Here is a 13,324-nt window from a genome sequence, read left to right as displayed (position 1 = left end):
TACTTAAGATGATAGATAAAATAAAAGAATACGTTGGTCAGGCACAAGAATTTACAACTGACAACAAAGAAACGCTTGAAGCATTTAGAATAAAATTCTTATCAAAAAAGGGAATATTAAATGACTTATTTGCACATTTTAAAACAGTCCCTAATGACCAGAAAAAAGAATTTGGACAAGCGATAAATTTATTAAAAAGTACTATTGAAGATAAAGTAAAGTCGATTCAAGATGCTTTAGATTCAAAAGATATTCAAGGTCTTTACGGAGATTTAACACGTCCTGGATATCCAAATGAAATTGGCGCTAGACACCCTATTTCACTAGTGAAAAATCAAATTGTTGATATTTTCAACTCTATTGGTTTTAATATTTCTGAAGGACCAGAAATTGAAGACGATTGGCATAATTTCTCTGCATTAAACTTCCCAGAATACCATCCGGCTAGAGATATGCAAGATACTTTTTTTGTTCAAACAAACCCAGAACACTTATTGCGTACCCATACCTCAAGTGTACAGGTTAGATATATGGAGAAAAACACACCTCCTCTACGTACTATATCTCCAGGAAGAGTATTTAGAAATGAGGCTATCTCGTCTCGTTCACACTGTATCTTTCACCAAGTAGAAGGATTATATATTGACAAAGATGTTTCTTTTGCTGATTTAAAACAAACTCTTTTATATTTTACCAAAGAAATGTTTGGCAAATCTAAAATACGTCTACGTCCTTCTTACTTTCCTTTCACTGAACCTAGTGCGGAGGTAGATATCTATTGGGGACTAAAAACCGAAACAGATTATCGAATTACCAAAGGTACGGGATGGCTTGAGATAATGGGATGTGGTATGGTTGATCCAAACGTTTTAAAAAATTGTAATATTGACCCTAACCAGTATAGCGGATTTGCTTTTGGAATGGGAATTGAAAGAATTGCAATGCTTTTATATCAAATTGGTGATATTCGTATGTTCTATGAAAATGATGTTCGTTTCTTAGAACAATTCAAATCAAGTTTCTAAAGATATAATATTAAGAAAATATAAAAAGGGCTCTTTTTTAAAAAAGAGCCCTTTTCTATTTTATATTTTATAGCATATATTTTTGCAATTCATCAATAACTTCCAATTGCTTGTGCCAAGATATACCCAAATCTTCTAAAGCCTACCTAATCAACTGTTTTAAGAGAAATTTAATGAATAATTTTATCTTTAAGTAGTCTTAATGTTTCATTTAAATATTTGGGTTTCGTATTTTTGCGTGCGTACAAACAAAAACTATCTATGTCTAAATTCCATCCATTAACTGTAAAGGAAATTCGTCAAGAAACTCCTAATGCGGTATCGATATTATTTGATATCCCTGAAGATAAAAAACAAGACTATACCTTTATTGCGGGACAGTATCTAAATATTAAGTACCACGAGGATCAAAAAGAAATCCGTCGAGCTTACTCACTTTGTTCTACACCAAATAGTCAACAACTACGAATTGTGGTAAAAAAAGTAGCCAATGGTATTTTTTCGACTTATGCCAATGAGATTTTAAAGGTAAAAGATGTCTTACAGGTCCAAGTTCCTGAGGGAAGGTTTACTTTAGTGACCAATGCTGATAATAAGAAAAATTATGCTGCATTTGCAGCCGGTAGTGGTATCACCCCTATCTTTTCTATGATAGAAAGTGTTTTAGAAAATGAACCTATGAGTACTTTTGTACTGGTTTATGGAAACAAAAGCCAAGAAGAAACTATTTTTCACTCAGAATTACATTTGCTCCAAGAGAAGTTTGCTCAACGACTTTATGTACACTTTGTTTATTCTCGTGAAAAACAACCCGATGCTTTATTTGGTCGAATTGATAAAGCAGCTACAAATTTTGTGATCAATAATAAACATAAAGAAACTAAATTTGATCAATATTTTATTTGTGGTCCAGAACCAATGATTGACATTGTAACAAATACAATTGTTGAAAAAGAAGGTTCAAAAGATAAAATTTCATATGAAATATTTACACCCAATACAGATAATACCCAACAAGTTCAAGCGGATTCAAGTTTGACTAAAGTAACTGTATTGGTTGATGATGAAGAAACTACCTTTGAAATGCAAAAAGATCAAATCTTATTAGATGCTATTTTAGATAAAGATATTGATGCTCCTTATTCTTGTCAAGGTGGAATTTGCTCATCATGTATGTGCAAAGTTTTAAAAGGAAGTGCTGTTATGCGTAAAAACAGCATTTTAAGCGACCAAGAGCTTGCAGATGGAATAATCCTTTCGTGCCAAGCTATTGTTACCTCTGATGAGATATATGTGGATTTTGACCAAATGTAAAAAAAAGGCCCTTGTTAAATATAACAAAGGCCTTTTATAAAAATCACGACACTAAACTTACTAGTTTATCATTAACTTGATCAAATTTAAAAGTATTATAAAGCGCTATAAACTCTTGTTCGATCTGTTGATTCATCAAATTTCCGATACTCCCTTGATGAGTGTGATTAACCTCTTTTTGGGGCTTATATGTACCATCTTCTATTGATAAACCTATATTTTTATAAGCATCTCTAAAGGCTACTCCTTCTAATACTTGATTATTTACAACCTCAACACTGAATAAATAATCATACTTAGGATCATCCAAAATCTTTGGATTAACTTGAATATTATCAAGCATTAACTTTAATATATCTAGACACTCTTTTAAAGAGGTGAAAGCTGGAAACAAATTCTCTTTTAATAACTGTAAATCTCTGTGATACCCTGAAGGTAAATTCGTAGTCATCATTGCTATTTCATTGGGAAGAGCCTGAATTTTATTGCATCTAGATCGTATTAATTCTAACACATCGGGATTCTTTTTATGAGGCATAATACTAGAACCCGTTGTTAAATGATCTGGAAACTTAATGAACCCCATATTTTGGCTCATATACAAACAACCATCCATCGCAAACTTGGCAAGTGTTGCAGCTATACTTGAGAGTCCTTGAGCCAATATACGCTCTGTCTTACCTCTTCCCATTTGAGCATAAACTACATTGTAATTCATAGTGTCAAATCCAAGTAAATCAGTAGTTACTGCCCTATCTAAAGGAAAAGAAGACCCATAACCAGCTGCTGAACCTAAAGGGTTTTTATTGGTTACTTTCCAAGCAGCCAACATCATTTGTAAATCATCGATCAAACTCTCGGCATAAGCACCAAACCACAAACCAAAAGAAGAAGGCATAGCAATTTGTAAATGCGTATAACCGGGAAGTAAAACTTGTTTATGCTTCTCACTTAAATTTAACAACGTCTGGAAAAGCACTTTTGTTTTTTCTACAATTTCTTGTATCTCATAACGAAAGTAAAGCTTTAAATCTACTAAAACTTGATCGTTTCTAGATCTTCCCGAATGTATCTTTTTTCCCGCATCTCCAATTCGACGAGTCAAAAGTAATTCGACTTGAGAATGGATATCCTCTACATCAGATTCTATATGGAACTCCCCTTGAAGTATTTCATTATAAATCTTCTTTAACTCTATTTGAATTATATCTAAATCCGATTTACTTAATAATCCAACGCTTTGCAACATTTGTGTGTGTGCTAATGATCCCAGAACATCAAAAGCCGCTAATTGCATATCCAATACTCTATCTTGACCTACAGTAAAGGAATCAACACAATGATTAACTGTAGTATTTTTTTGCCATAATTTCATGTTAGTAAACGATTTTATTTAACATTTCTATATATAAATCAACCCCTTGATAAATTTCATCTACATAGATGAATTCGTCTGCTGTATGAGATCTTGCTGAATCTCCAGGTCCACATTTAAGAGAAGGAATATCTAATAAAGCTTGGTCACTTGTAGTTGGTGAACCATAAGTCTTACGTCCTAATGTGATACCAGCCTGTACAATAGGGTGCTCTTTTTTTATGGATGAAGGTTTTAAGCGAGTAGAACGTGCCTTTACAATACAATCCACATGCTGATCAATGATTTGCAATACTTCATCATTGGTATAAGCATCAGTAACTCGTACATCCACAACAAAATCACAAGTAGAAGGAACAACATTATGTTGGGTACCGCTTTGAATCATTGTTACGCTCATTTTTATTGGACCAAACGCTTCTGATTCCTTTTCAAATCTATAACTGTTAAACCAAGTTATATCTTTAATTGCTTTAAAAATTGCATTATCTCCTTCATCTCTTGCTGCATGACCACTTTTACCATGTGCTGTGCAGTCTAATACCATTAGGCCTTTCTCGGCAATTGCTAAATCCATTTTTGTTGGTTCACCAACTATCGCAAAATCTAAGTTACCAAGCTGTGGTAAAATTAACTCCAGCCCATTACTGCCCGATATTTCTTCTTCTGCTGTGGCTGCTAAACAAAAATTGTACTTTAAGTCCTTTTTTGGGTAAAAATAAATAAAAGTTGCTATTAAACTAACCAAACAACCTCCTGCGTCATTACTTCCTAGACCAAATAATTTACCTTGTTCTACCTGTGCTTTAAAAGGATCTCTGGTATAATCCTTATTAGGCTTCACCGTATCATGATGAGAATTCAATAGTATGGTAGGCTTTTTTGGATCAAAATTTTGATTAAAGGCCCATACATTATTCATATGTCGATTAATCTCTATTCCAAAAGATAGTAAGTATTTAGCAATTAACTCAGCTGTGAAATTCTCCTGTTTACTAAAAGAAGGTGTTTGTATTAATTGCTTTAATAACTCTATAGATTGGTTTGTTAAATCCTTTTTATCCATTACATTTTGATTAGTGATTAATGATTGGTTTGTATGGTTGTACCTGCTGAAGGATCCAATAGATCTTCCGCTAACTTTATACATACCTTATTTACTCCTTGCTGAGTTGCTTGTAATGCATTATAAATTTTTGGTACCATACCATGATTTATAATGCCTTTTTGTTGTAAATCAACAAAGTTTTCTTGGTCTATCTTAGCTATTACAGAATCTGGATTATCTATATTTTGTAATACTCCCTTATGTTCAAAGCAATAAATTAAATCTACTTCATACTCCAATGCCAATGCTATGCTAATATTAGAGGCAATGGTATCGGCATTAGTATTTAAAAGCTGACCGTGACTATCATGTGTTATTGCACATAGGACAGGGGTTAAACCGATGTGAAAAAAATCTTTGAATCGAGATACCTTTACATCCTGCCAGTTAAAATCTCCTACAAAACCATAATTAATTGGATTCGATTCTCTTTTTGAGGCGGTAATAATATTAGCATCAGCACCACTTAAACCAATTGCGTCCACCTTTCTCTCTTGCAATGCAGCCACGATTGATTTATTTATCAAACCAGCATAAACCATAACAGTAATTGGTAACATCTTGTTATCAGTGATTCTTCTACCTTGGATCATTTGAGCTTGGATTCCTAAATCATTTGCCATTTTAGTGGCTATTTTACCACCTCCATGAACTAAAATTTTCGCTCCAGGAATGTTTTGATAAATATCCAAGAAATTAGCTAATGCCTTTTGATCATCGACTATATTTCCACCTATTTTAACTACAGTAAGCTTTTGCATAACTTAATTTATTTCAACATTTGTTTTAAAACAGCTTGCGCTGCCCAAACGCGATTACTAGCCTGTTGAATGACAATAGAACTAGGGCTATCTAATACCTGTGATGAAATTACCAAATCTCTTCTAACAGGCAAACAATGCATTACCTTTGCTTTGTTTGTTATTTGTAGCTTATCCAAGGTAAGCATCCAAGATGGATCACTTGAAATGATTTGACCATAATCCGAAAAACTTGACCAGTTTTTCACGTATACAAAATCAGCATCCGATAAAGCTTTTTCTTGGTCATATTCAATAACAGTATCTTGGGTAAACTCCTTACTTAACTCATAACCTTTTGGATGTGTTATTACAAAATCCACTAGACCTTGCTGCTGGGCTCTACACATCCACTCAGCAAAAGAGTTGGGAACCGCCTGTGGTAAGGCCTTTACATGCGGCGCCCATGTTAATACTACTTTTGGCTTTTTGGATAAGGGTTTATATTTTTGACTTTGTTTATCAAATTGGTAATCCCAATTTTGAAAAATGGTTATTAAATCCGTAAAACTTTGTAAAGGGTGACGAGTCGCACTCTCTAAGCTAATTACTGGTTTATTACAATATTTAGTAAACTTATGAAACAATTCCTCGCTATAATCTTGCTCTGCATCTTTTAAACTCGGAAAACAACGTAACCCCAAAATATCACAATATTCACCCATCACAGCTGCAGCCTCCTTTATATGTTCTGCTTTATCAGAATCCATTATAATACCGTCTTTAGTCTCTAAAGCCCAACCATCCGAACTCATATTTAAAACCATAACATTTATACCTAGATTCATAGCTGCCTTTTGAGTGCTCATCCTAGTTCGTAAACTTGGATTTAAAAACACTAAACCTAGTGTTTTATGTTTTCCTAAAGATTCATCTGCAAAAGGTGTCAGTTTTGCCTGTAGAGCACTTTTTAATAATAAATCTAAATCCTGTACATCATTAACGCAAAAAAACTGTTTCATGGTTCTACTGTTTTTAATATTGTTTTAATCTATTAGAGAATTTCTCCAAAAATAAATCAGCTTGCTGTTTCTCTAAATTTAAAGCTGGTAATAAACGTATTACATTAGGACTAGCTGTCCCCGTGAAAATATGATCTTTAAATAATAGGTCTTTACGTAAATCCTTAAATGCTGGATCTAAATCAATCCCAATCATCAACCCTTCTCCTCTTACTTGTTTGATTTTTTCCAAAGAGGATAATTCTTGCATTAAATACTCACCTATTTGTTGTGCATTTTGCATTAAAGAGTGTGTTTTTATTTCTTGTAAAACTGCAATTGCCGCAGCACATGCTAAGTGATTCCCACCAAAGGTAGTTCCCAATTGTCCATGCCATGGGGTAAACTTATCACTAATGGCAATACCGCCAATAGGAAAACCATTACCCATTCCCTTTGCCATGGTATAGATATCAGCCTTTACAGCTTTTTTATCAATACTAAAAAAACTACCACTACGCCCATAACCACATTGCACTTCATCGGCAATAAACACACTATTGTATTGCTGGGTTAAGCTTCTAATTTTTTGTAAAAACTCCACACTTGCTACTTGAATTCCACCTACTCCTTGAATACCTTCAACAATTACAGCACAAATTTGATCTCCTTGTTCTGTAAAAACCTTTTCTAAGGCTAATATGTCATTAAATGGTAAAAACTCAACATTTTCTGATTCATTAACAGGGGCAACTATCTTAGGATTATCGGTTGCTTTAACAGCCAAGGAAGTTCGGCCATGAAACGCACCTTTAAAGGCAATAATTTTCTTCCTTTTGTTATAAAAAGACGCTAATTTCAATGCATTTTCATTAGCCTCAGCTCCCGAATTACATAAAAATAATTGATATTGCGGAAGGTTTGAGATTTCTCCTAACAGTTGTGCTAGTGTTTGTTGTTGTGGAATTAAAATCGAGTTGGAGTAAAAGCCCAACTTATCTAATTGTTGTTTTATCGATTCAATATAATGGGCATTACTATGTCCAATCGAAATAACAGCATGTCCTCCGTATAAATCTAAATACTTATTTCCATTACTGTCATAAACAAAACTTCCTTTACCTTGAACAATTTCAATGGGATTTAAAGGATAAACATCATATAATTTCATACTTGTTTTGATTTTTAAAAGGCGGAAGCCTTTAAGTTTAACCCTGCCTTTTGATCTAAATTGAACATTAAATTCATATTTTGAACTGCTTGTCCACTTGCCCCTTTTAACAAATTATCTATCGTACTTGTAATTAGTATATCCTGATTATATTTTTCGATAGAAATTAAACATTTATTAGTATTTACTACCTGTTTTAAATCTATAGGAGTATCACTAAGATGAGTAAAGGGATGATCTTTATAATACATTTTATAGATCTGCATTAAATCCTCTAAAGTATCATCACTTTTTAACACCACGGTAACAAAAATACCTCTAGCAAAATCTCCTCTTTGAGGAATAAACTTTAAATCCTTATCAAAATCAGCTTGCAATAAGCTTAAGCTTTGATTAATTTCACCTAAATGTTGATGACTAAAAGCTTTATATACCGAAATATTATTACTTCTGTAACTAAAGTGGGTTGTTTCACTTGGTTTTTGACCTGCTCCTGTGCTACCAGTTATTGCATTTATATATACATCCGACTTTATCTTCTGAGCATTAGCAAGGGGTAACAAAGCCAATTGAATTGCTGTGGCAAAACATCCGGGGTTTGCTACAAAATCAGCTTGTTGAATTTTATTTTTATTTAATTCAGGTAAACCATATACAAAAGAATTCGCATTGTCTAAAAGTCGAAAATCTTGACTTAAATCTATTATTTTAATACCAGAGTTAATCGGGTTTTCACTTAAAAAAACCTTTGAATCACCGTGGCCTAAACAAAGGTAAATAAGGTCTATTTCTTGTGATAACTTATCGGTGAACTCCAAATCTGTATCGCCTAATAAATCTCTATGTACCTCATATAACTTCTTTCCAGTGCTACTAATAGAATGTACAAAAACGATCTCTACATTTGGATGATTAATAACTATTCTTAATAATTCACCAGCGGTATACCCAGCACCACCAACAATACCAATTCTAATGTTTTGCATAATTTAACTCCTTATTGATTATTATTTACTTTATGCCAAATCATGGTTTGATTTCCAAACACTTTAGAGAATCCCTTGACATCTTGACCTGTCCAAGTATTATTCATCTCTCCATAACTTCCAAATTGATTACTCATCAAATCATATTCAGATTCAATTCCTAAGATAACAAAACGATGGGCATGTAACTCTACAAAAACTGTCCCAGTCACACTGTTTTGGGTACTTTGTAAAAAAGCCTCTATGTCTCTCATAATCGGGTCGTGAAATTGTCCCTCATGTAAATGATTACCATAAAAAGAACCTAATTGTTCTTTCCAACTTAATTGCCATTTAGTTAATGTGTGTTTCTCTAAAGTATGATGTGCTTTTACTAAAATAATAGGTCCTGCTGCTTCAAAACCAACTCTTCCCTTTATTCCAATAATAGTATCCCCAACATGAATATCTCTTCCAATACCATAGGGTTGAGCCATATCTTGTAAATTTTGGATTACTTGGGTAGGGCTCATCTGTACTCCATTTATAGCTATTGGTTCACCTTTTACAAATTGGATTTCAACTTTTTGACTATCTGTTTTTGTAATTGGAGTTGGCCAAGCATGTTCTGGCAAATACTCTTTTGATGTTAAGGTCTCTTTTCCTCCAACCGAAGTTCCCCATAATCCTTTATTGATAGAATACAATGCTTTTTCGGCATTAATTTCTACACCATGTTTTTGCAAAAACTCTATTTCCTCTTCTCTACTTAATTTAAGATCTCTTATAGGAGTTATTATCTGAACGTTAGGTACTAGAATATTAAAAATCATATCAAAACGTACTTGATCATTTCCTGCACCTGTACTACCATGGGCAACTGCTGTGGCCCCAATTTGCTTGGCGTAATTAGCTATTGCTGTGGCTTGACAAACACGCTCAGCACTAACCGATAACGGATAAGTACCATTTTTTAAAACGTTTCCGAAAATTAAATACTTTACGCTTTCTTGATAATAACTTTCTGTCTGATCAATCGTATGGTGAGATGCAACCCCTAAATCATAGGCTTTTTGTTCGATCTCTTGTAATTCAACTGGTGAAAAGCCTCCAGTATTCACAACAACTGAATGCACTTCATATCCCAATTCTTGTTTTAAATATATAACGCAGAAGCTTGTATCTAAACCTCCGCTAAATGCTAATACTACTTTTTTATTATTCATTTTGTTGTGTGTTTTAGTTAAAATAAATGGGTTTTGTTTATTGTTCTTCTAATTTGAATCTGAAGCTTTTTAAGCAATGATTGCTTTTTTTTCATTCTTTGTAGACGTTCCTTAGCCTCTTGCTTTTGTCCTATTTTACTTTGGAGTTTCTTTTGCTTAGATTCTGGATCCCATAACATGGCTGTGCACAAGCAATTCTTCCTTTCTTTACTTTCTAGAATTTGAAAATTAATACAACTCTGACATCCTTTCCAAAAAGCTTCATCGTCTGTTAAGGCAGAATAAGGCACTGGTTCATAGCCCAATTCTGAATTAATTTTCATTACAGCAAAACCGGTGGTCAACCCAAAAATTTTAGCAGTAGGGTACTTACTTCTTGATAGCTCAAAAATTCTTTTCTTTATAGCCTTTGCAAGTCCCTCATTACGATAAACAGGATTAACAATTAAGCCTGAATTGGCAACATATTGACCATGCCCCCAGGTTTCAATGTAACAAAACCCAGCCCAAGTACCATCTTTATGTAAAGCAATAACAGCCTTACCCTCCAGCATTTTACCGGCTACGTACTCTGGTTTTCTTCTAGCAATTCCTGTACCTCTAGCTTTAGCAGATTGTGCCATTTCCTCACAAATTTGTTCAGCATAGCCAACATGTGATTCATTCGCTGGTACAACGAGAAATTGATTTGAATTCATTCTAAATCAGTGAATTAAAATCCAATAATCCAAAAGCATAGATGTAATTCTTGTATACAAGAATGCCTCAGGTTATTTGAAAAACATTAAAAATTATTGATAAATAAAAAGGGGTAATAGTATAAAAATACTATATACAATAAAAAAAGGCAAAGTGTAATTATGCCCGAACCCGCGAAGACCGCGAATTAAAAATAACTGACACACCAGACACTATACAGATAGTGCTGTTGTTTAAAATCTCTATATTTAGATCAGTGTGTCTCATTTATATTACTTTGCGTGAATGCAAGTGCAAATATTTCGAATAATTTTTGACTTATGCAAATATTATTTTAAAAAAAAATCCTAATATATTTTTACCAACAAATAAAAATACATTAGGATTAGATTACAAACAGGTAATTGACTAATAAGTAATTAAGCTTTTAACCTGGTAATTCTTAATTTTTTCTCTCCCGTGTAAAAAGCCAAGTTCCATAAGGAAATTAAGTTGTACTATTTCTCCCCCTAAAGACTCCACTAATTTACAAACTGCTTGCGCAGTTCCTCCGGTAGCCAGTACATCGTCATGAATTAAAACTTTTTCTCCGGGTTTTATTGCATCTTGATGCATCTCAAGAATATCCGTGCCGTACTCTAAACTATACTGCTGAGATACTTTTTTATAAGGAAGTTTATTGGGTTTTCTAACAGGAACAAATCCCGCGTTTAATTCCTTTGCTAAGATACTTGCAAAGAAAAACCCTCTACTTTCCATTCCTACAACTTTATCAATTTTTTGATTTCCAACTAATTCAAGTAGTGCCTTAGTGGTTTGAACCAATGCTTGATGATTATTTAAAAGTGGGGTAATATCTTTAAAAACAACGCCAGGCTTAGGAAAATCCTGAACATCTCTTATATACTGTTCTATTTTAAACTCCATATTATTTCAGTTTTTAATTTCTATTAAGACTTACGTATTTCTTGTATAATCTTATCACAAATCACATTGGGATCAATAGTTCTCATCACATCTTGATATCCCTCTATATTTTTATTGCCATATACCGAGGTAGGCAATAATGGGTATAAATCTCTATTGGCTGTAATACAAAAGTCTAAAGGTTGATTAAAAGGTCTAAATCCAGCATAAGGATGGGTTGCCCCCCATAGGCTTATTACCTTTACTCCAAGCATAGCTGCTATATGGGCATTTCCAGAATCCATAGAGAGCATAATGTCCAAATTTGCAATAAGATTTAACTCTACATCAAATTTAACTTTTCCAGCAATTACAATAACATTTGGATTGTCCCTTTTTAACTGATTTAATAAAGCTATCTCTTTTTCGCCACCACCAAATAAAAAAATAACAGATTTCTCTCGTTCTGCTAAAGTATCTATAACTTTTTGCATAAGATCTAAAGGATAGACTTTAGTTTGGTACTGTGCAAAAGGAGCAATTCCAATCCAGAAGGTATCTTTTTGTTTTATATAAGGATAAAGTTCCTTGGCTATTGGCTTTTTTTCAGGAAATTTCGGATCACTTAAGTCTACCTTAATCCCCAACTTTTGTAAAGTGTTTAGGTGATTCTCAAACATACTTGTAACAGGCTGAAACACTTTATTTTTAGCACGTGTTAATTCTTTTTTTGCTTTTCTCCCCTTATCCAATGCAGCTACCTTGTATCCAGATATTGCAAATAATCGACGAATAATCGACGAGCGTAAAACATTGTGAAAATCTGCAAAATAGTCTACTTCTAAAGCTTTTATGTCTTTATATAATTGCCATAAACCCAGTAGTCCTTTATGCCTTTTTTTTAAATCAACACCCATGAAGTCCACCCTAGGTATATCTTTAAAAAAAGGTTTAAAAAAAGGTCTAGAAACTACCGTTACCCGTAACTCAGGATGTTGTTGAACCAAAGCGCGAATAACCGGAACTGTCATTGCGACATCTCCCATTGCAGATAGCCTAAAAATTACGATATGTTTTAATTTTCTCACCAAACGTTTAATTTTGATTTACAAAAATAAAAGCGTGATATACACGCTTTTATAAAAATTATTCCAAAGATATAACTATTTTTTATTCTGATACAACACTGGGTTTAATTCCTCGTCATTGTACATTTTCATTTGCTTATAAACCTTCATATACTTCGCACCAGAGGCTATATCTACTAATAAATCGTCTATAGCTGTTGTTAAATCCTTTTTTTGCTCTAACAATACATCCAACTTAGCTTGACATTTTGCACGATGATCAGCCGAGGCTTGCTCTCTGTTTGCTTCTTCTTTCATATGATAAATCTTCAAGGCTAAAATTGATAGACGATCAATAGCCCAAGCTGGACTTTCTGAATTAATTTTCGCATCCTGCTTGATTTGCACATCTTTATATTTTTGTAAAAAATAACTATCGATATACTCTACCATATCAGTTCTTTCTTGATTAGAAGCATCAATTCTTCTTTTCAAAGACAAAGCTTGAACCGGATCAATTTGTGGATCACGAATAATATCCTCAAAGTGCCATTGTACGGTATCAATCCAATTTTTTAAGTACAATAAATGTTTAATATCATCCTTAGGATAAGGGTTAGAGATAGGTTGATCTACATTGTCAAACTTATGATAGTCTTGAATGCTTTGTTCAAATATCGGAAATGCTAATTCTGAAAACATGATAAATATTTTATTTACAAATATA

Annotated in this window: 13 protein-coding genes; 2 read left to right on the top strand and 11 right to left on the bottom strand. The window is 33.3% G+C overall.

The features are described from left to right. Nucleotides 1-8: 8 nt before the first annotated feature. Both pheS and ACYSNV_RS02770 read left to right on the top strand, forming a co-directional pair. A complete protein-coding gene (gene pheS / locus ACYSNV_RS02775; protein WP_461761033.1) occupies nucleotides 9-1,025 on the top strand; it encodes a phenylalanine--tRNA ligase subunit alpha in 1,017 nt (338 codons plus the stop codon). Nucleotides 1,026-1,286: 261 nt separating this feature from the next. Beyond that, entirely contained in the window at nucleotides 1,287-2,339 is a 1,053-nt protein-coding gene (locus ACYSNV_RS02770; protein WP_461761032.1) for a 2Fe-2S iron-sulfur cluster-binding protein, read from the top strand. A 43-nt stretch (nucleotides 2,340-2,382) separates the two neighbouring features. On the opposite strand, the gene argH is transcribed toward ACYSNV_RS02770, so the two are convergent. The 11 genes from argH to ACYSNV_RS02715 form a co-directional block, all read right to left on the bottom strand. After that, complete coding sequence (gene argH / locus ACYSNV_RS02765) at nucleotides 2,383-3,714, bottom strand: argininosuccinate lyase (RefSeq protein WP_461761031.1); 1,332 nt, start codon at nucleotides 3,712-3,714, stop codon at nucleotides 2,383-2,385. Nucleotide 3,715: 1 nt separating this feature from the next. Further along, entirely contained in the window at nucleotides 3,716-4,780 is a 1,065-nt protein-coding gene (locus ACYSNV_RS02760; RefSeq protein WP_461761030.1) for a M20 family metallo-hydrolase, read from the bottom strand. A gap of 17 nt (nucleotides 4,781-4,797) precedes the next feature. Next, entirely contained in the window at nucleotides 4,798-5,583 is a 786-nt protein-coding gene (gene argB, locus ACYSNV_RS02755; RefSeq protein ID WP_461761029.1) for an acetylglutamate kinase, read from the bottom strand. Between the two features lie 8 nt (nucleotides 5,584-5,591). Further along, the gene (locus ACYSNV_RS02750) at nucleotides 5,592-6,584 is read right to left on the bottom strand and encodes a Rossmann-fold NAD(P)-binding domain-containing protein (RefSeq protein WP_461761028.1); all 993 of its coding nucleotides are present in this window, start codon (nucleotides 6,582-6,584) and stop codon (nucleotides 5,592-5,594) included. Nucleotides 6,585-6,597: 13 nt separating this feature from the next. Beyond that, on the bottom strand, nucleotides 6,598-7,734 hold the full coding sequence (locus ACYSNV_RS02745) for an aspartate aminotransferase family protein (RefSeq protein ID WP_461761027.1): 1,137 nt from the start codon (nucleotides 7,732-7,734) through the stop codon (nucleotides 6,598-6,600). Between the two features lie 14 nt (nucleotides 7,735-7,748). Further along, nucleotides 7,749-8,720 carry an N-acetyl-gamma-glutamyl-phosphate reductase gene (gene argC / locus ACYSNV_RS02740; RefSeq protein WP_461761026.1) on the bottom strand — a complete coding sequence of 324 codons (972 nt, stop codon included), beginning with the start codon at nucleotides 8,718-8,720 and terminating at the stop codon, nucleotides 7,749-7,751. Nucleotides 8,721-8,731: 11 nt separating this feature from the next. After that, nucleotides 8,732-9,925 carry an argininosuccinate synthase gene (gene argG / locus ACYSNV_RS02735; protein WP_461761025.1) on the bottom strand — a complete coding sequence of 398 codons (1,194 nt, stop codon included), beginning with the start codon at nucleotides 9,923-9,925 and terminating at the stop codon, nucleotides 8,732-8,734. 17 nt (nucleotides 9,926-9,942) lie between these two features. Then, nucleotides 9,943-10,623, bottom strand: coding sequence for a GNAT family N-acetyltransferase (locus ACYSNV_RS02730; protein WP_461761024.1), 681 nt, complete (start codon nucleotides 10,621-10,623; stop codon nucleotides 9,943-9,945). Nucleotides 10,624-11,032: 409 nt separating this feature from the next. Further along, on the bottom strand, nucleotides 11,033-11,551 hold the full coding sequence (locus ACYSNV_RS02725; RefSeq protein ID WP_461761023.1) for an adenine phosphoribosyltransferase: 519 nt from the start codon (nucleotides 11,549-11,551) through the stop codon (nucleotides 11,033-11,035). Nucleotides 11,552-11,574: 23 nt separating this feature from the next. Further along, on the bottom strand, nucleotides 11,575-12,618 hold the full coding sequence (locus tag ACYSNV_RS02720; protein ID WP_461761022.1) for a glycosyltransferase family 9 protein: 1,044 nt from the start codon (nucleotides 12,616-12,618) through the stop codon (nucleotides 11,575-11,577). A 75-nt stretch (nucleotides 12,619-12,693) separates the two neighbouring features. Then, nucleotides 12,694-13,299: a DUF4254 domain-containing protein gene (locus ACYSNV_RS02715; protein WP_461761021.1), complete on the bottom strand. Its 606-nt coding sequence runs from the start codon at nucleotides 13,297-13,299 to the stop codon at nucleotides 12,694-12,696. Nucleotides 13,300-13,324 lie beyond the last annotated feature (25 nt).

The organism is Myroides sp. LJL119 (assembly GCF_054871605.1).
Note: the sequence above shows the minus strand (reverse complement) of the source record. Positions and strands in the feature narration are given on the sequence as shown.